This window comes from Sorangium sp. So ce426 (assembly GCF_051475585.1).
In the GTDB taxonomy this organism is placed as follows: Bacteria; Myxococcota_A; Polyangia; order Polyangiales; family Polyangiaceae; genus Sorangium; species Sorangium cellulosum_B.
Window position 1 is genome coordinate 12,524,987 of the sequence record NZ_CP150341.1, and the last position, 23,405, is coordinate 12,548,391.

Sequence of the window (23,405 nt, forward strand, 5' to 3'; positions counted from 1 at the left end):
ACGTGGCCGTCCCTCGTTCTAGCGCGCCAGATTTGCCAGGTCCACGCGCTTGTGCCGAATTTGCGGCATGCGCTCTGCCCGGCGCTACGCGTCGGCCGCTCCGGACATCGTCCTGCGTCCCGCGCGTTCTAATACGTCGAATAACGATGCATGCACACCCATCGCGGCTACGGAGCTCACGCCCATGTCGGACGATGAGTTGGATTTCTGACCAATAATGAGTACCTGCTGGCGGGTCCGAGGAACATGGAATATGGTCTGTGCCCAGGGGAGGGTTGATGTATGAATGAGGTGAAGCCGCTGCGGCAGGAACCGCTGGTGTCGGTGGTGATCCCGACATACAACTATGGTCATTTTGTGGTGGACGCCGTGGAGAGCGTGCTCGCGCAGACTTACGAGCGGCATGAGATCATCGTGGTCGACGATGGGAGCTCCGATGATACGCCCGAGCGACTGGCCCCCTACCGAGACCGGATACGGTATGTTCGCCAGCAAAACCAGGGCGTGTCCGCGGCGCGCAACCTCGGCATCGGCCTCGCCTCCGGCGAGTGGGTGGCCCTGCTGGACGCCGACGACGTGTGGCATCCGCAGAAGCTGGCCCTGCAGATCCGGGTGTCGAAAGCTCACCCCGATCTCTCCGTCATCGGCGGAGCCGGGAGCTCGGGCGCGCTGCCGCCGGACCTGCCTGAAAAGCCAGAGGTCGATCGGTTGAGCGTGGTGGACTTCCTGACCTGGACTCCCCTGGCACAGTCCTCCGTGATGGTCCGGCGGCGCTGCTTCGACCAGGTCGGAGGCTTCGACGTCAAGATCCGTTACGCAGAGGATCGCGAGATGTGGATTCGGCTCGCCGCCGCCTTCGCGACGGCTCGGGTGAAGGAGCCATTGTACTACTATCGCGCGCACCCCGAGCAGGTGAGCCGGAACGCCATGGCGATGTATCAAGGCCTCGTGCTCGTGCTCGACAGGTTTTTCAAGGACAATCCCAGATACCGCCACATCCGCCCAGCCGCGTTCGCCTTCCTCTATCGAGACGCCACGATCGCGTTCATGTGCCAGGACGATCGCTGGACGGCGCTGTCCTTCTTGCTGCGCTGGTTCGTGAGCTATCCGCGCTCTCTGCCCCATCCCGATCGCGATTTCTCCTGGGAAAGAACGAAGGTCTTTGCGCGGCTCCTCAGGCCGTACCCCTCTGGGTCCCCATCGATCCGTCATTATCGCGGAGCGCGAGGTTCCGAGCTGGCGACGCGCCAGAGCGGCACCGCCGAGGGGGACGTCGTCAATCGACAGCCGGACATCACGGGAACGGTGAATAGACTGCACGATACGACCGGAACGTTTGAGCTGCGAGGGTAAGCAGAGTCTCTCGGTCTCTTCGCCGAGGGCAACGCGGCGGTGCGGCTCCCCCGCGCCGCGCGTCTGTTCCACCGTGCCCGGCTGCGGCGCGGGCGTTCGCCCTACGCTAGCCGGAGGGGAAGGGCGCGGCGGAATGGCGTTGCGCAGCGACAGGGCGTGCGGGCGGGCGAGGAGCAGCGGGCTCTGCAAGTTCGCGGCGTCATGGGGCAGCGTCGGCAAGACCTTCCTCGCGAACGCGCTCGGACACCTCGCGTGCCAGCACGGCTACAGCGTGCGCTTCCTGAGCGCGGACACGATGCTGCGCAGGCTGCGCTAGCACACGGGCGGGCGCGTCGGGCGGGCGCGGCGCGAGCGCCCGTCGGCGTGCCTTGTGCGGGCGGCGGGCTCGTGGTGAGCTGCGCGCCATGAAGGAGGCGCACGGAGCTCTCGTGATCGACCTCGCCGCGGCGCGGGTGGTCGATCTGACGCACCCGATCACCCCGGAGATGCCGCTGTTTCCCGGCGACGAGCCCTATGCGCCGGAGGCGCTGAGCACCATCGAGGAGGACGCGTATTGCTCCAATCGGTTCTCGATGGCCGAGCACGCGGGCACGCACGTGGACGCGCCGGCGCACTTCACGGCCGGGGCGGCGACCGTCGAGCAGATCGCGCCGGAGCAGCTCGTCGGGGCGGCGGCGGTCGTGGACGTGACGGCGGCCGTGGCGGCGAGCCCGGACCACCGGGTCACCGTGGACGATCTCCGGAGCTGGGAGGCGCGGCACGGCGCGCTGGGCGCGAGGCATATCGTGCTGATCCGGACGGGCTGGGGGGCTCGCTGGTCCGATCCGGCGAGGTACCTGAACCAGGACCCCCAGGGCGTGATGCACTTTCCCGGGGTGTCCGTGGAGGCGAGCCGCTACCTGCGCGAGCGCGGCGTGCGCTGCATCGGGATCGATACGCTGTCGACCGACCCGGGGCAGAGCGAGACATTCGAGCAGCACAGGGCCTTCCTTGGCGCCGGCGGCTACCACATCGAGAACCTGGCCAATCTGGAGCAGCTGCCCGAGGCCGGGGCGGTCGTCGTGGTCGCGCCGCTCCCGCTCGCGCGCGGCAGCGGCGCGCCGGCCCGGGTGCTGGCGCTGGTGCCGGCCTCCGGCGGCCCGGCGAGCTAGCGCGGCGCGCATCCCCGGGCAGGATCGGGCGGCTGTGGCGTTGCGCATTGCAGCGCGGGGCGCAGCTCGGCGTCGTCCCGGCCCCGTCGCCCTGCTCTGGCGCCGTGTCGCCTGTTTGCCTACCGCCCCCCGCGACGGTCGTACGAGGTGCTGCTCCCCGCGCCGGAGCGACCACACGGAGCTTCGCGTCCTGCCCGGGATTCGGTATCCTCTCGACTCCCCCCTCGGGAGGTGTCCGGGCGTATGAAGTTCGAAAAAGACGTCCTTCTGGCCGGCAAATTCCGCCTGGAGCGAGAGCTATCGCACGGCGGGATGGGCTCGATCTGGGTGGCGCAGCACGTACAGCTCGGCACGCTCGTCGCGATCAAGTTCATGCGCGACTCGTTTTCGCGGCTGCCGGTGCTCCGGGCGCGCTTCGAGCGGGAGGCGCGCGCCGCCGCGCAGCTCAAGAGCCCTCATATCGTGCAGGTCCACGATTTCGGCTTCGAGGAGGAGGACGAGGTGCCCTACCTCGTCATGGAGCTCCTGCAGGGCGAGGATCTCAGCAAGCGCCTCCAGCGGTGCGGCCGCCTCTCGCTCCCGGAGACGCTGCACATCATCGTCCAGGCCGGGAAGGCGCTCCGCAGCGTCCATGAAGCGGGGTTCGTGCACCGCGACCTCAAGCCCGCCAACTTCTTCCTCGCGCGCGTCGACGGCGAGGACGGCGAGATCGTGAAGCTGCTCGACTTCGGGATCGCGAAGGACGTCTCGGCGGTGCTCGCGGCCGACATCTCGGCCACGGGCGAGGTGATGGGCTCGCCCAACTACATGAGCCCGGAGCAGTTCTATGGCGAGCGGGACGTGGACGCGCGCAGCGATCTCTGGTCGCTCGGGGTCATCCTGTTCAAGATGCTCACGGGGCAGCTGCCGTTCCCGGGCGACGCGATCGGGCGCGTGGTCACGAAGGTGATCCTCGGCACGGTGCCGTCGGCGCGCGAGCTCGCCCCCGATCTGCCGAGCGGCATCGACGCGTTCTTCGAGCGGGCGCTGGCGCGCGATCGCGACAAGCGGTTCCAGAACGTGCGCGACATGGTCAACGAGTTCGCGCGCGTCGCGGGCGCGCCGCCGTTCTTCTCGCTCGTGGGGGAGACCTCGCCGGGCGCCGGGTGGTCATCGCGGGGCTCCGGCGGGGAGCCCGGGCTCGCCGAGCTCGGCACGCCGCCGGTGGCGCAGCTGACGACGATGCCCATCCAGCGGCGCTCGGACCCGAACGATGTCCGCGCCTCGACGCCGAACCCGCAATCGTTGCCGGGCACCTTGACCGGCGCGATCAACCTGTCGGCGCCGCACCCGGCGCGCGGCGCCATCGCGCGGGTCGCGGGGCGCGTCGCCGTCGGGGCGACGATCGTCGCCGTGGGGGGCGGCCTGTTCGTCGCCACGCTCAGGGGCGCATCGACCGACGGCGACCCGACCGCGACCCAGGCGTCCGCGGCCGCCGCGGCGCCCGCGCCCGCCGCGCCGCCGAGCGGCGCGCCGGCCGGGCTCGCCGCGGTCCCCGCCATCGCGAGCGCCCCCGAGGCGCGCGCCGCGGCGACGCCCGCGGTGGTGCCGGCGCCGCTGCCGCTCGACCCGGGCGCGGGCGCGCCGGGCGCCGCCTCCGTGGCGCCGGCACAGGCCTCCGCCGTCCCCTCCGCGGCGGCGGCGCGGAGCGCGGCGCCCGCGCGCCCCACGTCTCCGGCCACCGCTCGGACCGCGTCGACGCGCAAGGCGCTGCCGGCTCCTCGCAAGAAGTCCGGCGGGAGCAGGCCGGACTGGGGGCTCTAGCCGGGTGGCTCCGCGTCCCCAGAGAGCAGGAATGCGTTTCCGAGCGGCGGTGATGGGTACGTTCCTCCTTGCCACGCTCGCCTGCGCGGAGGCGTCCGCGCAGGCGCCGCCCCCGTCGGCGAAGGCGCGGCAGGCGGCCGTCGCGCACGCCAACCAGGGGTGGACGGCCTACCGAGCACGCCGGTACCGGGACGCGCTCCAGGCCTTCCGCCGAGCTGAGGCCACGGTGCATGCGCCGACCTTCCTGATCATGGTCGCGCGCTCCTGCCACAAGCTCGGCCGCCTGACCGAGGCGCGCTCGGTCTACCAGGTCATCGTCGACGAGCAGCTCTCGGCCGACGCCTCGCAGGCGTTCCGGCAGGCGCAGGCCGAGGCGAGGACGGAGCTCGAGGCCCTCTCGTCGCGCATCCCGACCGTGGAGATCACCGTGACGGGCGCCGGCTCGGGGGGCGCGCAGGTGGCGCTCGGCGGGCTCGACGTGCCGACGTCGACGCCCGTCGCGCGCGATCCGGGCAGCCACACGCTCGCCGTGGGGGCGCCTGGACGGCGCGGGCTGACGAAGGAGATCGTCCTCAAGGAGGGGATGATGGCCAAGGTCGAGGTCGATCTCGCGGCCGGCAAGGTGCGGATCGAGAGCGACAGGATCGGGCGCGACGCGGGCGGCGAGCCGCAGCCGCTCGGCCCCGGGCAGGGCGCGGCCGACGGCGGCGCCCAGGAGGGCGGCGGGCCGCTCGGCCCTGGGGAGGGGGCGGCCGACGGCAGCGCCCAGGAGGGCGGTGACGCGGCGGATGGACGCCCGAGCCCGCGCAGCACCGCGGTCGTGTACACGGGGCTCGCCGCGACCGCCGCGGGGACGGGGCTCGGCGTCGCGTTCGTGCTGCTCTCGAACGGGAAGGCGAGCGCGCAGCAGCGCCTCCTGGAGCCGGCCTGCACGGACCCTGCGCGCTGCCCCGGGCTCGACCTGCGCCAGTACAACGACCTGGGACACGCCAAGGCAGACCTCGCGAACGCGGCGGTCTGGAGCTTCCTGGCCGCGGGCGCGGCGGGGCTCGGCACGGCGGCGTACGTCCTCCTGACAGGGCAGCCCGACGCGCGGGACGCGACGGCGACCGGCCTGTCGGTGAGCCCCATGCCGGGCGGGCTCGTGATCAGCAAGCGCTGGTGAGGTTTCCGAAGAGAGGGATCGTCCCGATGGTGCGCATCGTATCTTGGACGTGGATGGGTCGGGCGCTCTCGACGATCGTCCCGCTTGTCGCGCTTACCGGGGGTAGCTGCGTCTTTTACAGCTACGAGGATGTCGTCCCCGGCGCGGGCGGCGCAGGCGGAACGAGCGGAACAGGCGGAACAGGCGGAACAGGCGGAACGAGCGGCAGCGCCGGTGGCACCGTGGAGCCTTGCGGCCAGGGGGGTGGCGGCTGCGGCGGGGCTCCCCCGGAGGGCTGCGATGGGCCGGGGAGCCATGTCTCGACGTGCCTTGTCGATGATGGCTTGCTCGCGCGGTACTTCCTCGACGCGTACGGCACGGATGGCAAGCTCGTCGACTCGGGACCGGAGCCGGGGCTCTCGCTCGACGTGGTGTCGGACGGAGAGCGGCTCAACCTGGAAGGCGAGGCGGGGCGCGTGGGCATCCGCTGGAACAACCTCGGCGGCAACGCGCGCGTGGAGGCCGCGTTTCCGTCCACCGCCACGCCCCCGAGCAAGCTCCTCGTATCGAAGGCGGCGCTCACGCTCGAGACCGTGGTGAGCGTGACGGACGCGGCGGTCGAGGGCGTGCCGGCGCGCATCCTGTACCTCGGGACCGATACAGGCGAGTTCGGGAAGTACTCGCTGAGCGCGGGCGACCCCGACGGGATGGGGAACCGAGAGCTGCAGTTCCACATCTACGCCGACTCCAAGACGCAGTTCGTGGGGCAGTGGTTCATTCCCGTCGAGGAGCTGGAGCAGCCGTGCGTCCTGCACCTCGTGCTGAACGCCGCCGAGGGCGTCGTCGATCTCTACGTGAACGGCGATGTGCAAACGAACGCGATCCCGGATCGGCCGCCCGCCGACTATGTCTTCACGTGGGCGGAGCCGACGTGGTATCTCGTGCTCGGAAATACGCGGAAGGCCGGGCGCTCTCTTCGCGGCTCGATCCAGTATGCCGCGCTGTACGGCGAGCCGCTCACCCCCGAGCAGGTGAAGGCCAACGCCGCGACGCTGGCGAAGAGCGACGATGGCCCCGGGATGTGAGCTGCTACGCGCCGCGCCCGCTCCGGGTTCGCGCTGGCGCCCGCGCCCCCTCGCGGTTGGAGAGCGCGTAGGTCACCCCGCGCTCCAGCGTCCCCCGCGTCACGATCCCCCCTAGATCGGCCCCCAGCTGCACGAGCGCCTGCGCCACGCTCGGCCGGATCCCGGTGAGCACCACCTCGGCCCCGAGCAGCCGCGCGCTCCGCGCCGCCCGGATCAGCGCGTCCGCCACCTCCGGCCCCGCCTGCGGCACCCCCGTCACGTCGAGGATGGTGATCCGCGCGTGCTGGCGGGAGATCCCGTCCAGCAGCGTCTCGGTGAACTGCGCGCCCCGCTCGCGGGTCAGCTCGCCGACCAGCGGCGCCACGAGCACCCCGTCCGCGATGGGCAACAGCGGCGTCGAGATCGCCCGTATCGTCTCCTGCTGCACGAGCAGCATCTTCTCCTGCAGGTGCCGGGTCCTCGCCTCGGCCCGCACCCGCTCGGTGATGTCCACCGCGATCGCCCCGCATCCGGAGACCCTGCCCTCCTCGTCGCGGAGCGCGAACCTGGTGCTCATGTACACGTGCGTCCCGTCGGACAGCTCCATCTCGTCCTCGGAGGTGATGGGCTCGGACGACGCCATCGCCGCCCGGTCCTGCGTCGCGAACCGGTCGGCGATCTCCGCGGGGAACAGGTCGTGCTGGGTCTTCCCCATCAGCTCCTCGCGGGGCTTGCCGAGGAGCGCCTCGACCGGCGGGTTCAGCAGCGTGTGGCGGCCCTCGCTGTCCCGCGCGAACATGAGCATCGGCGCGTTCTGAATGAAGGCCTCCAGCAGCGCGGCGCCCCGGCGCCTCTGCGCCTCGGACTCCACGCGCGCGGTGACGTCGATGCTCACCACCGCCACGAAGCGGTCCCCGCTCGCGTCCTCGAACGCAACGTAGCTCGGCTCGGTCCAGAGCCGACGCCGTTCCTTGTAGAGCTCGCCCGGCTCGGTGTCGTAGGGGACCGGGGGCAGCGTGACCACCTCCCCGGCGAGCGCACGGCGGAAGGCCTCGGCGTGGCCCGTCTTCACCGCCTGCGGATCCTCCAGCGCGTTGTACTTGCCGATGATCTGCTCGGGCCTGATGCGCCATCGCGCGCAGTCGGCCTGGTTGATCGCGACGAGGAGCCCGTCCGCGCGGTGGACCACCAGCGGTAGGGTCACCGCATCGAAGAGCGCGCGGTAAGGCACGCTGTCCGCGAGCTCGCGCTGCGCGTCGCGCGGCGCCGCGCCCGAGCCGAGCCTTCGCTCCAGCTCCTCCACGCGAGCCCGGAGCCGCGCGTTCTCTGCCTTGATTCGCTCGTCGCTGTGCCGGTCGATCTCCATCGTTCCCCCTGAGCCCTACCTGATCTGCGATCTCACGCGCGGCCGCTCGCCGCCGAGGAGAGCGCGCTCAGCCCCCGCCCGCGGCCATCCCGGAGTTCGTCTGCGCTGAAATGGTGCACCATAAGGCTGTCCCCGTGAAGTGCTGAATCGGCCGGGCTGGCTCGTTCTCTCGGGCTGGCGCGCCGACAGCGGTACTCCCACGCACGACCGACTCGCCCTCATCGCAGCCCCGCGCACCACCGACCGGGACCTGCCCTTCGTGCTCGCCGCCTCGTACATCGGAGCATCTCCGAGGCGCTATCGACACGGCGAAAGGCACATCCGATCCGGACGGACGCCGCTTCGTGTTTGCGTGGCTCCTGTTCCCGGAGAATGTCCTGTCGACCAGGGATAGGTCCCGCGGCTCGGGCTCGCCGTCTCCGAAGCTAGGGAAGAAAGACCGTGATCACACGGGTGGTCGACTCCGGGATGCCGGTGAGGTTGTTGACGCAGCTCGGGTAGTACATGCCGTTCGTGTTGAGCTGCTGGCAGTAGGCGGCGCACGACCCGCGGATGCTGAGCATCCCGCATTGCTGGACGGCCCCGCCGCTCGTGAGGTGACCGGCGGCGCACTCCCGCGAGAGCGACCGCACATAGCTGCGATTGGCCTCGTCGTAGCAGGCGTTCAGGTAAGGAGAGGGGGCAAATAGATTGCCCCAGAAGGCGCCTTCCAGATGCGTGTACGTCGTGAGCTCGAGGGTCCCGCTCTTGTCGATGACCGCGGAGTTGCCCCGCGAGGAGATCGTCACCGAGACGCCGTACCAGTTCGTCCGCGACGCGATGCACGCCGAGATCCACTGCTGATCGTTGGTGCCGAGCGGCCTGGTGCTCCAGTCCGGCACGAGGCCGATGATCCCCCTGTACTCCTCGCTATGCACCGTGCCCGAGCCGTCGGTCCACGAGAAGCTGAACGACTGCGAGGGGAGGAACGCACAGCCGACCACATAGCTGAGGAGCTGGCGCGAGAGATCGCCGGCCGCGCCCGGATCCCGGATCGCGCTCAGGGCCGCCGGGCTCAATGCGTTGGGGTTGAGGGCGTTGGGGTTGAGGGCGTTGGGGTTGAGGGCGTTGGGGTTGAGGGCGTTGGGGTTGAGGGCGTTGGGGTTGAGGGCGTTGACGAACTCGAGCTCGCTAAGGGCAGCTCCTACGGAGTCCTCCTCCTCTTCCTGAACTGCGACGCAGCCGACCAGAGACGCGAGCAAAAGCGCTGCGAAATCAGCGATGCTGATCCGGTACATCGTCGTTCCCCCCCCGGGTTCGTCCCTTCGTGCCCTCGTCGAAGGTCACATGGGGTGTACCGATGACTAGCCATCATGTCCAGTACTCAACTCGCGATTTGTGTAGAATTCTCGAATCGTTGGAGTCAGGGGTGCTCTGTCCACGGCGTGCTGGGCGAGCGCGAGGCCGCGTGTCGCGCGTCGTCTGACACCCAGTGAAGACCGGTGGATGATCGAAATCTCACATTGCATGAAGGCTCGACAGAAGGGCAGCGAGCGGACTGTGTGTCGTTGCAATGTGCAGTGTGGCGATAGGAGCGTGTGCGCGGCTGGGGCCAACGGCGCGGGGCACACCGCTGACGAGCGCGTCGCCGAGGGCCCCGGCCGACGCTGTCAGGGGATCTCGTGCAGGCAGGCCGAGCGGGCGGTGATCGAGCTGCTCGGGTCTGCGATCCGCCTCACCGAGCGAACGCCCGCGAGCGGCGCCCGCGAGCCCACCTCGACGCCGTGCGCGCCGTGCCACCGGCGCGCCCGGCGCGCCCGTTGCGAGGCGGGCACCGGCCATGTCGACACGCGAAGAGGACATCCCGGGATACGACGCGATCATCGTCGGCGGAGGGCCGGCCGGCCTCAGCGCGGCGCTCATCCTGGGGCGCTGCCGGAGGCGCGTCCTCGTGTGCGACTCGGGGCAGTACCGCAACCACGCGGCGCGCGAGATGCACGGCTTCCTGTCGCGCGACGGGATCGCGCCGTCCGAGCTCCGGCGGATAGCGCGCGAGCAGCTGGCGCCGTACGGCGTCGAGATCCGCGAGGCGGCCGTCACCGACGTCCGCCGCGGAGCGAGGCGCTTCGAGGTGACGCTGGAAGGCGGCGAGCGCCTGCGCTGCCGCAAGCTCCTGCTCGCCACCGGGCTCGTCGACCGGCTGCCGGAGCTGCCGGGGCTCCCGGCGATGTACGGCAAGAGCGTGCACCACTGCCCCTACTGCGATGGATGGGAGGCGCGCGATCAGGCGATCGGCGTCTACGGACAGGGCAGCACCGGGGTCTCGCTCGCCGTGAACATGAAGACGTGGAGCGATGACGTCGTCCTGTTCACGGACGGGCCAGCGTCCCTGTCGAGATCGGACGCGGATCGGCTCGCGCGCCACCGGATCGGCGTGCGCGAGGAGCGCGTCGTCCGGCTCGAGGGCAGGGACGGGATGCTGGAGCGCGTGGTGCTCGAGGACGGCAGCGCGGTGGAGCGCCGCTCGCTCTTCGTCAAGGCGAAGCAGGAGCAGGGGTCGGATCTGGCCGAGCGGCTCCGCTGCGCGGTCACGGAGGAGCGGGGCGTCGAGACGGTCGCCGAGCACGAGGAGACGACCCGCGAAGGGGTCTTCGTCGCCGGAGACGCCTCGAAGGAGGTCCTGCTCGCCATCGTGGCCGCCGCCGAGGGCGCCGCCGCGGCGTTCGGGATCAACTGCGCGCTGCAAGAAGAGGATCTCGCGTAGCGGGGCAGCGCGCCCTCGCCGGCGCCGCCCTGACGGGCGCTCAGTCGCCCCGACCGCCCGGCCCGCGCCCGCGGCCGGGCCCCGGCCCGAACGGCGGCGGGCCCGGGCGCCGCCGCCGCTCGGCCTCGAGCTCCTCGTAGCGGGTGAGCTGCTCGGGCGTGAGCACGCCCTTCACGCGCGCGTCGGTGCGATCGCGGAGGGCGTCGAGCGCGGGGCGGCACTCGGAGAGGAGCCTGTCCCGCTCGGCCTCGGCCTCGGCGAGGGTCGCCCTGAGCTCGCGCACCTGGCGGTCGCTGAGGTCGAGGTGACGGCGCATCGCCTTGAGGCGGAACTGGGCGCGCGCCTCGGTCGGAGGGCCCCGGAAGGTGGCCTCGAGGTCGCGCAACGCCGTGACGCGGCCGATGGCCGCGCCGGCGACGCCGCCGAAGAGGAAGACCGCGGCGAGCACGGCCAGCGGCTTCCAGCGGGCGAGGGCGGGCGGGGACGCGGAGCGCTCTGTCATTCGCTCGCCTCGAGGGCCTCCACGGAGGCCATGATCGCGCTGTCGACGTCGCGCTGCGTCTGCAGGAAGAAGAGGACGCTCGCGGCCGCCGCGAGGGCGGTCACGACGAGGGCGGGGCGACCCGAGCGGACGATGCCGTCGGCGATCGCGGGCCGCGCGGGCAGGGCAGAGGCCGTCGCGGCGCGGACCATGGCCTCGGTGAAGCCGGCGTCCGGCGCGAGGCCGTCGGTCGCGGCCGCGATGCGCGCGAGCGGATCGCTGGCCGCGCTGGCCGTCGCAGCGCGCAGCACGGCCGCCGTGAAGCGGTCGTCGGCGTCGATGCGAGCGGTCGCGGCCGCGAGGCGCGCGAGGTCCCGATCGGGTCCGGTCCGGTCGTCGTCGCGGTCAGACATGCGGCGCCTCCTTCTCTATCTCTATCTGCCGGGCGCGGAGCGCGGCGCGGGCGCGCACCAGGCGTTGCTCGACGGCGCCCTCGGAGCAGCCGAGCGCCGCCGCGGCCTCCTTCGCGGGCAGACCCTCGACGGCGACGAGGACGAGCGCGGCGCGCTCCTGGGGCGGGAGCGCGGCGAGCAGGGCGTCGAGCTCGCGCAGCGCGACGCGCGCCTCGGCGGAGACGAGGCCGTCGAAGCGCGGCTCGGTCGACGCCTCGCGCGGGGTGTCGCGGCGGCGCCGGAGGGCGTCGAGGCAGGCGTTCGTCACGATGCGGTACAGCCAGGTCTCCACCTTCGATCTCCCGTCGTAGCGCCCCTCGCGCAGGGCGCGGTAGGCGTCGACGAACGCCTCCTGCAGGGCGTCCTCGGCCTCCGCGAGGTCGCCGACCAGGCGCGCGGCCAGGCGGTACATCGGCGCGCGCGTGTGCTCGACGATCTGCCGGAAGGCCGCATCATCGCCCCTGGCGACGCGCGCTGCGACGAGCCTGAGGTCGACGATCACGTTCCCTCGCGATTCTGCGCCCATGGCACCGCGCGCGCTACCGGGACGGGCGCTCAGCGGCGCTCGAAGCCGGGCCCGCCAGGCCCGGGGCCGCGCATGCCGGGCCCGGGGCCGCGCATGCCGCCGTGCCTGCCAGGCCCGGGGCCGCGCTCGCCGCGCTCGGGCCTGACCGCGGCCGGCCCCTTCTCGATGCGCTCGGCCAGCGCCTTGCGCTGCGCCTCGTCGAGGATCGGGACGATCGCGGCCAGCGCGCCGACCATGCGGTCCAGGTGCGCCCGCGGGCCCATCTTCTCGCCCGCCGGCGGCCGCGGCAGGAACGCGTTCGCGTCGAAGCGATCCGCGGCGAACGTCTCGAACCGCGCGCGCATCTCGGCGCGCCTCGCCGCGTGATCTTCCTTCCGCCCGACCCGGTCGGCGTCGCGCGGGCGCGCCGCCTCGAGGGCCTTGTCGATCTGCGCGCGCTGCTCGTCGCGCAGGTCGAGGCCGGCGAGGAGGTGGCCCAGCGGACCGCCGCGCATGCCGGGGCCGCCCATGCCGCCGCGGTGGTGCTCGCCGCCGCGCGGGCCGCGGTGGTGCTCGCCGCCTTGCTCGCCGCCGCGCGGACCGCGCTTTCCTCGCCCGTCCAACTTCGCGGCGATCGCGTCGACGAGCTGCCGGCGCTGCTCCTTCGTGAGCGTTGCGTGCAGGGTGCTCAGCGCCCCGGCGACGCGGGCGTGGCGCTCCTCGGCCGCGCGGCCGGCGTCGGGGAGCTTCGCCTCGATCGCCGCCCGATCGATCTTGCCGGCGCGCACGCCCTCGGCGAGCGCCGCGAAGACGGCCCCGTCCTTCGGGCGCTCCTTCGCGCCGTCGCGCAGCCCCTCGAGGGCGCCCTCGATCGTCGCTTCCTGCGCGTCGGAGAGGTCGAGCTCGTGGAGCGCCGCGCGCAGGAGGTGCTCGGGGCCGCGCGGCCCGCCGCGATGGCCGCCGAAGCCTTCCCGGGGACCGCCCGCCCTGGGCGGGCCCTTGGCGAGCGCCGCCTCGGCGGCCTCGTCGCTCGGGGACGTGTCGCCCTGCCCCGTCTCCGCCGTGCAACCGGCCGCGCCGACGAGCGCGCCGACGAGCGGCAATATCCCACCAAGCCTCCACCAACGAGACTGCGTCATGGACTCTTCTCCTGTCCTGCGTCGCCCGCGTCGTGCCGAGCGGGTCGTTCATCCCTGTGACGCCGGAGGGGAGGGGGGCCCTACGAGGGCGAGCTACTTTTTCCGGAGGCAAGCTCCGCAGGGAGCCGGGAGAGGCCAGCGCGGGTTGGAACGGGCCCGGCCTTACCGCACGCTGGCGATCAGGTGGGTGCGCGTCCCCTGCGGTGTGGCGACCTCGGCCTCGTCGCCCTCCGACAGGCCCAGCAGGGACGCGCCGAGGGGGCTCGTCGTGGCGAGGGTCTGCAGCTCGACCCCCTGGAACTGGATGCGCTCGCCGCCCGCGGCCGGCAGGAGGAAGTAGAGCGCGCGCCGCTTTCCGCTCTCCAGCTCCACGAGCGCCGAGCTCTCGATGCCCGCGCCAGGGCCGAAGTCGCGCACCGTGACGGCGCCCAGCCTGGCGAGCGCCTGCTCGATCTGGAGCACGCGCTCGCTGTGACCTCGCGCCACGTAGGACGCCTCGGTGGCGCGCATGTCCTTGTCGCCCTCGGCGCGGTTCTCCTCGTGCGTCACGGCGCTCGCGGCGTCGCGCGCCCGCTCGGTGGAGCGCTCGAGCTCACGGGCGAGCTGGTCCTTCAGGGCCGCGAGCAACGCGCGTTTGTCGATGGCGGGTGGCATGGACACGCACACCTTACCAGACGGGATCGCGGCGGTCACTCCACGGTCGCGAGGCGCCGCGCGGCGCTGAGGACAGCCGAGGGGCGCGGCCGTCCTCGGCGCCGCCCGGCGCGCGTCCGTCTCCGCCGGTGCAGAGGAGGAGACGGGAGGCAGCCCGGCTCCTCCGGGAAGGCCGCGCGCCGCGCGCCCGCCCGCCGGCGAGCGGCGCCGAGCGCACACCTGCGCTGATTGCAGCTCTGTGATGGATGCCTCTCGCACAGAGTCGCAGCTCATGGCGCCTTTTCGCGTCGAGATCTCCCCGCTCCTTGCAGAGCTGCAATCCATGCGCGTCTCGAGCGGCGGACTGCCGACGCGCTTATCGCTCGTGTGAATCGAATGTTTCAAGACGGTGACTTGGAAGCACGAAGACGCGGGAAGACGCTCGAAGACGCACGACGACGCTCGAAGACGCCCCAGAACGGCGAGCCGGAGAACCGCTCAGGAATCGTTCAGGAATCTCTTTGCCGGGCTAGGGTGAGTGGTGTAGATTCCTAATCTGCTGCGCCGCTGTTCCGGGCTGGAACGCATCGACACGAGAGCATGGGTGTCGTGCGGCGCCACCGCACAGCCTGGAGCGCGCGCGACATGACGCGAGGCGTCCTGCCGCTGCTCGCCCGGGCTGCGTCCAGATCACTGCACGAGCACACAAGAGGAGAATCGTGAGCCTGTATGCCCAGGAGCGGCTGCGCGTGCTCGTCGTCGACGACGAGCGGAGGATGCTGGACAGCATCGCGGCCATCCTCGACGACGACGTCGATGTCGAGACCTGCACGTCCGCCCACCGGGCCCTCGAGCTGCTGCAGACAGGCCAGTTCCACGTGGTCTGCTCCGACTACAAGATGCCCGGGATGAACGGAGACGAGCTCCTCAAGCGGGTCGCCGGCCTGCCGTTCTACACGAGCTGCCTGCTGATCACCGGCGACGAGGAGTACATCCGCTCCGGCGAGGCGGGCCGCCACTACGTCATCCTCAAGCCGTTCGAGCCCGCCCGGGTCACCCGGATCGTCCTGGAGCTCGCGCGCCTCGCCCACGCGCGGCGGTCCGCGGACGCCTCCTCGGCGCGCGAGGCCGCCGCGCCCGCCTCGAAGACGAGGCGGGCCGCGCCGTCGCTCAGGCCGCGGGAGGCCCAGGACGCGCCGGCGTCCTCGCAGCGCGAGCGGGTGAGCTCGTACCCGCCCCCGTCCTCCCGCGCGGCGTCGAGCTACCTGGACACGGTGCGGGGCGGAAACGCTGGGCTCCCGGCCCGGACCCTCAAGTGATCGACCGCGGCGGCGAACGCGGCACCCGAGGAGGCCATCCCCCACGATGACGAGCCGAGATCCGCTCGGCGCGGTGGAGCAGACCGCGACGGCCGAGGAGATCGTGGCCACGCTGCGCCACGATCTGCGCAATTGCTTCGGGACGATCCGCAATGCGGCGTTCTTCCTCCGGCGCAAGGTCGCCCGGGAGCAGGCCTTTCGGGACGACCCGCGGGTGGAGCAGTTCCTCGACGTCATCGACGAGGAGGCGATCGCGGCGAGCGCGCTCGTCGACGGCGCCGTCGACGCGAACCCGAGCCTCAGGCGGCGGCCGGTGAGCGCGAGCGCCCGCGCGTGCGTCCTCACGGCGGCGGCCTGCGCGCGCATCGCCGAGCCGGCGATCCGCGTCGACGTCGACGCGGCGGAGGGCGTGGTCGAGCTCGATCCGGCCGAGCTCGCCCTGGCGGTCCGGTGCCTCGTCGAGAACGCGGCGGAGTCGATGCCCGGGGGCGGGGTGGTCACGCTGCGCGGGAGCGTGGTGGGCGCGCGTTACCGCATCGAGGTCGGCGACGCGGGGACGGGCGTGCCCGAGGAGGAGCGGGAGGCGATCACGCGCCCGTTCTACACCACCAAGCCGGGCCGCCTCGGGCTCGGGCTCAACATCGCCGGGCGCGTGGCGCGCCGCTATTTCGGGGCGCTCACCGTCGGCCGCGGCGCGCCCTCGGGCACGCTGGCCTGCATCGAGCTGCCCCTCGCTCTTCCGCCCGAGCCGCCCGGCGGGGGCGCCGAGGAGCGGCTGTGACGGCGCGCGCGGCCGAGGCGCCGCGATGAGCATCCGGGCCGCCCTCTCGCTGATCTTCGCCGTGGCCGCGGCCGTCCTGCTGCTCGCGACCGGCGCGCTCCACGTCACGTCCGCCAGCATGACGCGGCTCCAGCGGCGCGCCGAGCTGTCGTACGAGGGTCTCACCCGCCACGTCACGCTCGCCAACCACGCCGGCCGCTACATGCGGGAAGCCGCGGAGATCTCCCTCGGCGGCGGCGACACCGAGGAGCTCCATCACCTGGCCGGGCTCGTCGCGCGGGACCTGGCCGCGGCGGAGGCGCTCGAGCGGGCGCGGGCGCCGCTCGAGCGGGCGCGGGAGCCGCTCCAGTGGGCGTGGGCGCCGCTCGAGCGGGCGCTGATCGAGGGCGAGCGCGGCCCCGAGGCGCTGCGCGAGGCGCAGGAGGGCGACGAGCGCCTGCGCCGGATGCGCGCGAGCTTCGCGACGATCGCCGGGGGCGTGGACCACGTGTCCCGCATGGCGAGCGCCGGGGACCTGGCGGCCTACCGGAGGTTCGTGGAGCGCCCCGAGGCCGAGTACGAGGAGGGGTTCGTGCCCCAGATCGACGCGGCCATCGCCGACGCGCGGCGCGACGTCGCGCGGAACGCGGAGGAGGCGGGCCGCGCAGGCGCCAGGATCAGGATCGCGAGCACCGCGCTGATGACGGCGGCGCTCGTGCTCCTCGTCGTCCTCCTCGGCGGGCTCCTGCGCTCGATGGCGCGCGGGTTCGGCGCGCTCGCGGAGTGCTCGCGGCGCATCGCCGGAGGCGACCTCGATTACCCGCTGCCCGACCTGGGAAAGCACGAGTTCGGGCGCATGGGCACGGCGCTCCGCCACATGGCCGAGAGCTTGCGCGAGGCCCAGGCGTCGAGCGTGCGCGTCGAGCGGCTCGCGGCGATAGGGCAGCTCGCGGCGAGCGTCGGGCACGAGCTCCGCAACCCGCTCGGCGCCATCCGGAACGCGACGCACTACCTCAAGAAGCGCCTCGCCGGGACCGAGGTCGGCGCGGAGCCGCGCGTCGCCCAGCTCCTCGGCCTGATGGAGAAGGAGCTGCTCTCGTGCAACCGGATCATCGGCGATCTCCTGGACTTCGCGCGTGAGCGCAGGCTCCGCCGCACCGCCTGTCCGCTAGCGCCCCTGGTGGACGACGCCATGTCGGTCGTCGCGCCGCCCGCGCACGTGCGCCTGGAGAACCTCGTGCCGGCGGCGCTGCCGGTGCCGAGCCTCGACAAGGACCAGTTCCGGCAGGTGCTCGTGAACCTGATCCAGAACGCGGCCGAGGCGATCCCGGTCGAACGCGAAGGGTGGGTGCGCGTGGTTGGACGGGTATGCGACGAGGCCGTGAGCCTCGAGGTGGCCGACAACGGGGAGGGGATCGAGGAGGAGCACCTCGCGAAGATCTTCGAGCCGCTCTTCAGCACGAAGCTGAAGGGGACGGGCCTCGGGCTCGCGATCACCGCCGGGATCGTCCGCCTGCACGGCGGCACGATCGCGGTGGAGAGCGCGCCCGGCGCGGGGACGACGTTCACCATCCGGTTACCGCGCGCCGCGGCGCCGGAGGTACACTCCTCCATGCAGCCCGCGTGACAGCGGAGGGAGACGGCCGTCGATGCAAGGGACCGGACCGGTGCTCGTGGTGGACGACGAGGAGGGGATGCGCGCCACGCTCGCCGCGAACCTCGAGCTCGAGGGGTACGAGGTCGTCGAGGCGCGGGACGGGGCGCACGCGCTCGAGCTCGTGAGGCAGCGGCGCTTCGCGCTCGTGCTGAGCGACGTGAGGATGCCCGGCCTCGACGGCGTCGCGACGTTCCGGGAGATCAAGCGGCTCCAGCCGGAGCTCACGGTGGTGCTGATGACCGGCTTCGCGCGCGAGCAGCTCATCGAGCAGGGCATCGGCGAGGGCGTCTACGCGGTCATCTACAAGCCGTTCTCGATGGAGCACCTCATGCGGATCATCGCGCGGGCCCTCTCGTCGCGCGGCGTGCTCGTGGTGGACGACCTCCCCGCGGTCGCGGAGTCGATCGTGGCGGGGCTCACGGCGGCCGGGCTGCGCGCGGAGGCCGCGTACGACGGGCACACGGCCATCCAGCGCGCGCGGGACGCGGCGGTCGACGTGTGCGTGCTCGACCTGCGGATGCCGTCCCTGGACGGCGTGAGGACCCACGAGCAGATCCGGCGGCTGAGCCGGGGGATCACGGTGATCGCGATGACCGGCCACGCGACGCCGGAGATGATCCACGCGTTCACGAGCCAGGGCGGGTACGCCTGCCTCCACAAGCCGTTCGAGGTGCGCGAGCTGATGCACACGATCGCGCGCGCCCGGAGCGACCCGGGGACGTGCTGAGGGCCGCGGGACATGGCGCCGGGCAGGGGCGGGCGCTCCGCCCTGCCCGGCCGCGACCGCGCGGGCGGAGGAGGGCGGCGTGAGCGTGACCGTGCTCCTCGTCGACGACGACGCGTCGTCCCGGTTCGTGCTCGCGACGCTCCTGGAGGACGAGGGCTTCCAGGTGGAGGAGGCCGGCTCGTTCGCCGAGGCCGGGCGGAAGATCGCGGCGGAGGGCGCGCGGTACGACCTCGCGCTGCTCGATCAGAACCTCGGCGACGGCCACGGCACCGATCTCGTGGCGCTGCTGCGGGCGCGCCTGCCGCGCGCGAAGGCGGTGCTGATCAGCGGCAGCGGCGACGAGGCCCTCGGCGACGCGCCCCCGCCGGACGCGGTGCTCTCGAAGGGGATCGGCTTTCCGGATCTGCTCGATCGGATCCGGCAGCTGCTCGGCTGACGCGTAGGCGCCGTGCGCGCCGGCGCCGCGCCCTCCGATGCGGCGCGGGCTCGCGCGGCGCGAGACGGCCGCGCGCGCGGCGTCACGCGACGCCGAGCAGGGCCTTGCCCACGATGTCGCGGATCGCGGGGCCGGACAGGGCCATGATGGGGCCGCTCATCGCGTCGCGCAGGTGGCGCTCGATGGGGCGGCTGCGCATGTACCCGGCGCCGCCGGCGATCTCCAGGGCCGAGGTGGCGATGGCCACCGCGGCCTCGTTGGCCACCACCTTGGACTGCAGCTGCAGGAGGCCGTAGCTCGGGTCGCCCGCGTCCAGGGCGGCGGCGGTGCGCATGGCGAGGGCGCGCGCGGCCTCGAGGCGCAGGCTCATGTCGGCCACGGCGAACTGCACCCATTGCAGCTCGGCGATGGGCCGGTCCCCCGGCGGCAGGACCCGCTCCTTGGCGTAGGCCACGGCCGCGGCCATGGCGGCCTCGGCGATGCCCACGGAGAGCCAGCCGAGGCCGTTGGGAATGGGGTTGGGCGCCGTGGGATCGACCGCGAGCCGCCGCGACTCGGGCAGGAGCGTGCCCTGGAAGCGGACGATCTGGCTGCGCGTGGCCCGCATGCCGAGCGTGTCCCAGACGGGCTCGATGGCGATCGAGTCGTCCTTCTCGATGAGGAAGAACGCGGGCTGGCCGTCGCAGACCGCGGCCGTGAAGAAGAAATCCGCGTGCTCGCACCCGGTGACGAAGCGCTTCTCGCCGGTCAGGCGATAGCCGCCCTCGGCCTTCTGGGCCACCTGGCGCGGCACGAGGAACATGTTGCCGCTGGTGGGCTCGGAGAGCGCGTTGCCGACCCACGCGCCGCGGCGGATCGCCTGCTCGAAGCGGGACCGCTCGCCGGGGTCGACCAGGGCGCGGTACACCGACATGGCGCCCTGGTGCATGAGCCACGCCGTGGCGAACGACGCGTCGCCCCGCGCGAGGAGCGCGACGATGCGGCCGAAGGTGAGCCACGAGCAGGGCGCACGGGCGGCGTCGTCGCCCGCGGCCCCGCCGAGCAGCGCCGTGTTGATCGGGGAGCGGATCGTGGCGGCCAGCCCCTCGACCGGGAAGGTGGCGTCCCGGTCGTGCCGGGCCGCGTGCTCGGCGAGGACCGCCGAGATCCGCTCGGCCTCGGCGAGGAGCTCGCCGGCCTGACGTGCGTCGTTCTTCTCTGCATTCATGAGGTCGTTCCTCTGTGGCTGCGAGGCATTGAGTTGGTTTGTTTGTCAACGAAGCTGGATGTACAGAGCGTGGCGCTCCGGCGGCCCGCCGCGGCGGACGCCTCAGACCCGGCGCAGCCGCTCCGCCGCGCGCTCGAGCGTCTCGTCCCGCTTGGCGAAGCAGAACCGCAGGACGGGCCCGGGCTCCACGCCGGAGAGGAACGGGGAGATCGGGATCGCGGCGACGCCGTGCTCGCGGAGGAGGCTCCGCGCGAAATCGGCGTCTCGCTCCGTCGTGATCTCGGAATAGTCGACGAGCTGGAAATACGTGCCCTCGCACGGCAGCGGGCGGAGCCGCGAGCCCTCGATGAGCTTCAGGAAGAGATCCCGCTTCGCCTGGTAGAACGGCGCGAGATCGGCGGCGAGCGGGTCGCGCGTCACGACCTCGGCATACGCGTGCTGGATGGCGCCGTTCACCGCGAACGTCACGAACTGGTGCACCCGCTGGATCTCGGCCGAGAGCGCCTGCGGCGCCGCGCAATAGCCCACCTTCCAGCCGGTCGTGTGGTACGTCTTGCCGAAGGAGCTGATGACGACGGAGCGATCCGAGAGCTCCGGATACCGCGCGAGGCTCTCGTGCCGGCGCCCGTCGAAGAGGATGTGCTCGTAGACCTCGTCGCCGACGACGACGACGTCCCGCCCGTCCACGACGCGGGCGAGCTCCCGCATGTCGTCGGCCGACAGCGCCGTTCCGGTCGGGTTGTGCGGTGAGTTGATGAGCAGGAGCCGCGTGCGCGGGGTGATCGCGCGCCGCACCTCGTCCCAGTCGACGCGGTACTCCGGAAAGCGGAGCGTGACGAACACGGGCGTTCCGCCGTTCAGCAGCACGGCCGGCGCGTACGAGTCGTAGCAGGGCTGGAACAGGATGACCTCGTCCCCGGGGCGGACGAAGGCCGTGATCGTGCTGAAGATGCCCTCGGTGGCGCCCGAGGTGATCGTGATCTCGGTCGCCGGATCGTAGCGGCGGCCATAGAGCCGCTTGATCTTCATCGCGAGCGCCTCGCGCAGGGCCAGCGCGCCGGGCATGGGGGCATACTGGTTGTGGCCGGCGCGCATGTGGCGGGCGACGGCCTCCACCAGCTCCGGCGCGCAGTCGAAATCCGGAAAGCCCTGCGACAGGTTGATGGCGCCGTGCTCGTTCGCGAGCCGCGTCATCACCGTGAAGATGCTGACGCCGGTCGACGGCAGCTTCGATGGGAGCGCGGGCGTGGTCATGGCAGGCTTATATCACCCCTTCTGCGCGGCCGCGCTCCCCGGCGGCGCGCGTGCGGCGACGGCCGACGTCGAGACCAGGCCGGCGGCCTGGAGCAGGAGCCAGGACAGGGCGCCGGCGCGCTTGGTCTGCGAGAGGGTGAGGACGACGTTCTGCCGCATGCCTTTGGAGTAACCGCTCGAGGGAGGGGCGGGGCGGCGGCGGTCCGCCGGGCAGGTGCGGTCCGCGCGGGCCGGTGAATCTGGACCGCGGGGGCGCTGTATGGGACAGTGCGCCCGGCAAGATGGCGAAGGACGAGCGGACGAAGAAGGCCTCCCCGCGCGCGAGGCAGGCTCCGCCAGCCGCCGGCATCAGCGCCGTCGCGGTCGAGGGGTACAAGTCGCTGCGGCAGCGGACGGAGGTCGCGATACGTCCGTTGACGCTCCTCGCCGGCGCTAACAGTTCCGGCAAGTCGAGCGTGATGCAGGCGCCGCTCCTGCTCAAGCAGACCCTCGAGGCACCCTACGATCCCGGCGCGCTCCTGCTCGATGGGCCGCATGTGCGGTTCACCGCAGCAGAGCAGTTGCTCTCGCGAAGCGGGAAGAGGCGCATGAGCGAAGGCTTCGCGGTCACGATGGCCGTCATCGGGGGCGGAGAGGTGACGGTGCGCTTCAAACGACAACCTGGAATGGGCTTCGACCTCGTGGAAATGTCCTCGCCGCGACCAGGCGAATCGCCCTCCACGGTGCGGGTCGGAGCGTCTCGCGACGAGATTCTTGATTCCCTCCCCGGAGGCGATCGCGAGCAGATCGCCACGTTGTTTCAAAGCCTCTCCGTTGTTCGCGATCGTTGCTTTCTGACGGTCCGAGCCGAGGGAAAGCGCATAGGCCGTCTTGCTAATGTGGCGGGAACGGTGATGGGCCCGCCTCGGTTGATAGACACGGCGCTGCTAGGCATCATTCACGTACCCGCGCTTCGCGGCAACCCGACGCGCACCTACAAGACGTCGGCTGTGGGCGGCGTCTTCCCCGGTACGTTTGAGCCTTATGTGGCCAGCATCATCCATCACTGGCAGATCACCAAGGACATCCGACAAAAGCAGCTCGGGGCGGCGCTGGAGAGGCTCGGGCTGACGTGGAAGGTCGAGACTTCCCGCATCGACGACACGCAGGTCGAGCTGCGCGTCGGGCGCCTCCGCCGGGGTGGCCGCGGGGGAGCGCGTGATCTCGTCAGCATCGCCGACGTGGGCTTCGGTCTGTCGCAGTGCCTGCCGGTGGTCGTGGCGCTCCTCATCGCGCGCCCCGGTCAGCTCGTATACCTTGAGGAGCCGGAGATTCACTTGCACCCGCGGGCGCAGGTCGCGCTAGCACAGATCCTGGCGGACGCCGCGAGCCGCGGCGTGCGCATCGTCGCCGAGACGCACAGCTCTCTCTTGCTGCTCGGCGTGCAATCGCTCGTCGCCGAAGGGGCGCTCTCACCGGATCGTGTGGCGCTCCACTGGTTCTCCCAGACCGAGGACGGTGCGACCGAGGTCCGGAGCGCCGAACTGGACGACGCGGGCGCGTTCGGGGACTGGCCCGAAGACTTCGCCGAGGTCGCGCTGGCCGTGCAGAGCCGGTACCTGGACGCCGCCGAAGCGCGGCTGGCCGGGCGCTGATGCGCGCCAAGGCGTCTCGGCGCCTCGTCATCGACGCCTCGGTGGCCCGTGCGGCGGGCGGCGAGGGCGCGACATACCCGCTGTCCAAGCAGTGCCGCGACGCCCTGAAGACGGTGCTCGACGTCTGCCATCGGGCCGTCATGCCCCCTGCCATCCGAGACGAGTGGAACAAGCATCAGTCGGTGTTCGCGAGCCAGTGGCGGGTCGCCATGGTTGCCCGCAAGAAGCTGCTCTTGGAGGACGTGCCCGCGGATCCCTCGCTGCGCAGGGAGATCGAGGCCGCCCCGGCGACCGAGCCGGGGCGCGCGGCGATGCTTAAGGACGTCCATCTGGTCGAGGCGGCGCAGGTCGCAGATCGGACGATCCTCTCCCTGGACGACGCGGCGCGGGGCCTGTTCGCTGGGGCGTCGCGGCGTGTCCGTGCGCTCCGGACGATCGTGTGGGTCAACCCGGGGGCCGAGGGCGGCCGCGCCCTGTCCTGGCTCGAGGCCGGCGCTCCGGCTGAGGTCGTGTATCGGCTCCGCGCCGGCGAGCCGCGCCCGTGATAGCGTGCTTGCCGCCGGCGCGGGGGGCGGCG

General features: G+C 72.2%; 24 protein-coding genes. 14 read left to right on the plus strand and 10 right to left on the minus strand.

The genetic code is table 11. The features are described from left to right. Positions 1–282 precede the first annotated feature (282 nt). The 6 genes from WMF44_RS46960 (at position 283) to WMF44_RS46985 (ending at position 6,536) form a co-directional block, all read left to right on the plus strand. Entirely contained in the window at positions 283–1,353 is a 1,071-nt protein-coding gene (locus WMF44_RS46960; protein WP_437296557.1) for a glycosyltransferase family 2 protein, read from the plus strand. A gap of 133 nt (positions 1,354–1,486) precedes the next feature. Then, positions 1,487–1,669 carry an ATP-binding protein gene (locus WMF44_RS46965; protein ID WP_437296558.1) on the plus strand — a complete coding sequence of 61 codons (183 nt, stop codon included), beginning with the start codon at positions 1,487–1,489 and terminating at the stop codon, positions 1,667–1,669. Between the two features lie 88 nt (positions 1,670–1,757). After that, positions 1,758–2,504, plus strand: a complete 747-nt coding sequence (locus tag WMF44_RS46970) for a cyclase family protein (RefSeq protein ID WP_437296559.1) — start codon at positions 1,758–1,760, stop codon at positions 2,502–2,504. Between the two features lie 243 nt (positions 2,505–2,747). Further along, positions 2,748–4,307 carry a serine/threonine-protein kinase gene (locus WMF44_RS46975; protein ID WP_437296560.1) on the plus strand — a complete coding sequence of 520 codons (1,560 nt, stop codon included), beginning with the start codon at positions 2,748–2,750 and terminating at the stop codon, positions 4,305–4,307. Between the two features lie 31 nt (positions 4,308–4,338). Next, positions 4,339–5,472 carry a tetratricopeptide repeat protein gene (locus WMF44_RS46980; protein ID WP_437296561.1) on the plus strand — a complete coding sequence of 378 codons (1,134 nt, stop codon included), beginning with the start codon at positions 4,339–4,341 and terminating at the stop codon, positions 5,470–5,472. Positions 5,473–5,498: 26 nt separating this feature from the next. After that, complete coding sequence (locus tag WMF44_RS46985; protein ID WP_437296562.1) at positions 5,499–6,536, plus strand: hypothetical protein; 1,038 nt, start codon at positions 5,499–5,501, stop codon at positions 6,534–6,536. Between the two features lie 4 nt (positions 6,537–6,540). On the opposite strand, the gene WMF44_RS46990 is transcribed toward WMF44_RS46985, so the two are convergent. Together WMF44_RS46990 and WMF44_RS46995 are read right to left on the minus strand one after the other, a co-directional pair. After that, entirely contained in the window at positions 6,541–7,881 is a 1,341-nt protein-coding gene (locus WMF44_RS46990; protein ID WP_437296563.1) for a PAS domain-containing protein, read from the minus strand. Positions 7,882–8,306: 425 nt separating this feature from the next. After that, positions 8,307–9,158 carry a hypothetical protein gene (locus tag WMF44_RS46995; RefSeq protein ID WP_437296564.1) on the minus strand — a complete coding sequence of 284 codons (852 nt, stop codon included), beginning with the start codon at positions 9,156–9,158 and terminating at the stop codon, positions 8,307–8,309. Between the two features lie 542 nt (positions 9,159–9,700). On the opposite strand from WMF44_RS46995, the gene WMF44_RS47000 reads away from it, so the two are divergent. Further along, complete coding sequence (locus WMF44_RS47000; protein ID WP_437296565.1) at positions 9,701–10,624, plus strand: NAD(P)/FAD-dependent oxidoreductase; 924 nt, start codon at positions 9,701–9,703, stop codon at positions 10,622–10,624. 40 nt (positions 10,625–10,664) lie between these two features. On the opposite strand, the gene WMF44_RS47005 is transcribed toward WMF44_RS47000, so the two are convergent. From WMF44_RS47005 to WMF44_RS47025, 5 genes are all read right to left on the minus strand, one after another. Beyond that, positions 10,665–11,126: a hypothetical protein gene (locus tag WMF44_RS47005; protein ID WP_437296566.1), complete on the minus strand. Its 462-nt coding sequence runs from the start codon at positions 11,124–11,126 to the stop codon at positions 10,665–10,667. After that, positions 11,123–11,518, minus strand: a complete 396-nt coding sequence (locus tag WMF44_RS47010) for a hypothetical protein (protein ID WP_437296567.1) — start codon at positions 11,516–11,518, stop codon at positions 11,123–11,125. The genes WMF44_RS47005 and WMF44_RS47010 overlap by 4 nt, the downstream gene beginning before the upstream one ends. Further along, complete coding sequence (locus WMF44_RS47015) at positions 11,511–12,083, minus strand: RNA polymerase sigma factor (protein WP_437296568.1); 573 nt, start codon at positions 12,081–12,083, stop codon at positions 11,511–11,513. The genes WMF44_RS47010 and WMF44_RS47015 overlap by 8 nt, the downstream gene beginning before the upstream one ends. Before the next feature lie 29 nt (positions 12,084–12,112). Continuing rightward, complete coding sequence (locus tag WMF44_RS47020) at positions 12,113–13,201, minus strand: Spy/CpxP family protein refolding chaperone (RefSeq protein WP_437296569.1); 1,089 nt, start codon at positions 13,199–13,201, stop codon at positions 12,113–12,115. A 162-nt stretch (positions 13,202–13,363) separates the two neighbouring features. Then, the gene (locus WMF44_RS47025; protein WP_157907361.1) at positions 13,364–13,855 is read right to left on the minus strand and encodes a GreA/GreB family elongation factor; all 492 of its coding nucleotides are present in this window, start codon (positions 13,853–13,855) and stop codon (positions 13,364–13,366) included. Between the two features lie 698 nt (positions 13,856–14,553). Here WMF44_RS47025 and WMF44_RS47030 point away from each other — a divergent pair. The 5 genes from WMF44_RS47030 (at position 14,554) to WMF44_RS47050 (ending at position 18,733) form a co-directional block, all read left to right on the plus strand. After that, positions 14,554–15,153 (plus strand): response regulator transcription factor, encoded by a 600-nt coding sequence (locus WMF44_RS47030; RefSeq protein ID WP_437296570.1) that lies wholly within the window; start codon positions 14,554–14,556, stop codon positions 15,151–15,153. Between the two features lie 46 nt (positions 15,154–15,199). Beyond that, entirely contained in the window at positions 15,200–15,934 is a 735-nt protein-coding gene (locus WMF44_RS47035) for a sensor histidine kinase (protein ID WP_437296571.1), read from the plus strand. A 25-nt stretch (positions 15,935–15,959) separates the two neighbouring features. Next, complete coding sequence (locus tag WMF44_RS47040; RefSeq protein ID WP_437296572.1) at positions 15,960–17,540, plus strand: sensor histidine kinase; 1,581 nt, start codon at positions 15,960–15,962, stop codon at positions 17,538–17,540. A gap of 22 nt (positions 17,541–17,562) precedes the next feature. After that, complete coding sequence (locus tag WMF44_RS47045; RefSeq protein WP_437296573.1) at positions 17,563–18,297, plus strand: response regulator; 735 nt, start codon at positions 17,563–17,565, stop codon at positions 18,295–18,297. A 79-nt stretch (positions 18,298–18,376) separates the two neighbouring features. Next, entirely contained in the window at positions 18,377–18,733 is a 357-nt protein-coding gene (locus tag WMF44_RS47050) for a response regulator (protein ID WP_437296574.1), read from the plus strand. Positions 18,734–18,815: 82 nt separating this feature from the next. Here WMF44_RS47050 and WMF44_RS47055 read toward each other — a convergent pair whose 3' ends face one another. From WMF44_RS47055 to WMF44_RS47065, 3 genes are all read right to left on the minus strand, one after another. Next, a complete protein-coding gene (locus WMF44_RS47055; RefSeq protein WP_437296575.1) occupies positions 18,816–19,940 on the minus strand; it encodes an acyl-CoA dehydrogenase family protein in 1,125 nt (374 codons plus the stop codon). Positions 19,941–20,042: 102 nt separating this feature from the next. Next, on the minus strand, positions 20,043–21,194 hold the full coding sequence (locus WMF44_RS47060) for a methionine aminotransferase (protein WP_437296576.1): 1,152 nt from the start codon (positions 21,192–21,194) through the stop codon (positions 20,043–20,045). Between the two features lie 12 nt (positions 21,195–21,206). After that, entirely contained in the window at positions 21,207–21,353 is a 147-nt protein-coding gene (locus tag WMF44_RS47065; RefSeq protein ID WP_437296577.1) for a hypothetical protein, read from the minus strand. A 122-nt stretch (positions 21,354–21,475) separates the two neighbouring features. On the opposite strand from WMF44_RS47065, the gene WMF44_RS47070 reads away from it, so the two are divergent. Both WMF44_RS47070 and WMF44_RS47075 read left to right on the plus strand, forming a co-directional pair. Then, positions 21,476–22,828, plus strand: coding sequence for an AAA family ATPase (locus tag WMF44_RS47070; RefSeq protein ID WP_437296578.1), 1,353 nt, complete (start codon positions 21,476–21,478; stop codon positions 22,826–22,828). Then, positions 22,828–23,373 carry a hypothetical protein gene (locus WMF44_RS47075; RefSeq protein ID WP_437296579.1) on the plus strand — a complete coding sequence of 182 codons (546 nt, stop codon included), beginning with the start codon at positions 22,828–22,830 and terminating at the stop codon, positions 23,371–23,373. The genes WMF44_RS47070 and WMF44_RS47075 overlap by 1 nt, the downstream gene beginning before the upstream one ends. Positions 23,374–23,405 lie beyond the last annotated feature (32 nt).

Bases quoted from the DNA above. Each gene is read 5' to 3' on its own strand.
- WMF44_RS46960 (WP_437296557.1), top strand. From the start codon at position 283: ATGAATGAGGTGAAGCCGCTGCGGCAGGAACCGCTGGTGTCGGTGGTG.
- WMF44_RS46965 (WP_437296558.1), top strand. From the start codon at position 1,487: ATGGCGTTGCGCAGCGACAGGGCGTGCGGGCGGGCGAGGAGCAGCGGG.
- WMF44_RS46970 (WP_437296559.1), top strand. From the start codon at position 1,758: ATGAAGGAGGCGCACGGAGCTCTCGTGATCGACCTCGCCGCGGCGCGG.
- WMF44_RS46975 (WP_437296560.1), top strand. From the start codon at position 2,748: ATGAAGTTCGAAAAAGACGTCCTTCTGGCCGGCAAATTCCGCCTGGAG.
- WMF44_RS46980 (WP_437296561.1), top strand. From the start codon at position 4,339: ATGCGTTTCCGAGCGGCGGTGATGGGTACGTTCCTCCTTGCCACGCTC.
- WMF44_RS46985 (WP_437296562.1), top strand. From the start codon at position 5,499: ATGGTGCGCATCGTATCTTGGACGTGGATGGGTCGGGCGCTCTCGACG.
- WMF44_RS46990 (WP_437296563.1), bottom strand. From the start codon at position 7,881: ATGGAGATCGACCGGCACAGCGACGAGCGAATCAAGGCAGAGAACGCG.
- WMF44_RS46995 (WP_437296564.1), bottom strand. From the start codon at position 9,158: ATGTACCGGATCAGCATCGCTGATTTCGCAGCGCTTTTGCTCGCGTCT.
- WMF44_RS47000 (WP_437296565.1), top strand. From the start codon at position 9,701: ATGTCGACACGCGAAGAGGACATCCCGGGATACGACGCGATCATCGTC.
- WMF44_RS47005 (WP_437296566.1), bottom strand. From the start codon at position 11,126: ATGACAGAGCGCTCCGCGTCCCCGCCCGCCCTCGCCCGCTGGAAGCCG.
- WMF44_RS47010 (WP_437296567.1), bottom strand. From the start codon at position 11,518: ATGTCTGACCGCGACGACGACCGGACCGGACCCGATCGGGACCTCGCG.
- WMF44_RS47015 (WP_437296568.1), bottom strand. From the start codon at position 12,083: ATGGGCGCAGAATCGCGAGGGAACGTGATCGTCGACCTCAGGCTCGTC.
- WMF44_RS47020 (WP_437296569.1), bottom strand. From the start codon at position 13,201: ATGACGCAGTCTCGTTGGTGGAGGCTTGGTGGGATATTGCCGCTCGTC.
- WMF44_RS47025 (WP_157907361.1), bottom strand. From the start codon at position 13,855: ATGCCACCCGCCATCGACAAACGCGCGTTGCTCGCGGCCCTGAAGGAC.
- WMF44_RS47035 (WP_437296571.1), top strand. From the start codon at position 15,200: ATGACGAGCCGAGATCCGCTCGGCGCGGTGGAGCAGACCGCGACGGCC.
- WMF44_RS47040 (WP_437296572.1), top strand. From the start codon at position 15,960: ATGAGCATCCGGGCCGCCCTCTCGCTGATCTTCGCCGTGGCCGCGGCC.
- WMF44_RS47045 (WP_437296573.1), top strand. From the start codon at position 17,563: ATGCAAGGGACCGGACCGGTGCTCGTGGTGGACGACGAGGAGGGGATG.
- WMF44_RS47055 (WP_437296575.1), bottom strand. From the start codon at position 19,940: ATGAATGCAGAGAAGAACGACGCACGTCAGGCCGGCGAGCTCCTCGCC.
- WMF44_RS47060 (WP_437296576.1), bottom strand. From the start codon at position 21,194: ATGACCACGCCCGCGCTCCCATCGAAGCTGCCGTCGACCGGCGTCAGC.
- WMF44_RS47065 (WP_437296577.1), bottom strand. From the start codon at position 21,353: ATGCGGCAGAACGTCGTCCTCACCCTCTCGCAGACCAAGCGCGCCGGC.
- WMF44_RS47070 (WP_437296578.1), top strand. From the start codon at position 21,476: ATGGCGAAGGACGAGCGGACGAAGAAGGCCTCCCCGCGCGCGAGGCAG.
- WMF44_RS47075 (WP_437296579.1), top strand. From the start codon at position 22,828: ATGCGCGCCAAGGCGTCTCGGCGCCTCGTCATCGACGCCTCGGTGGCC.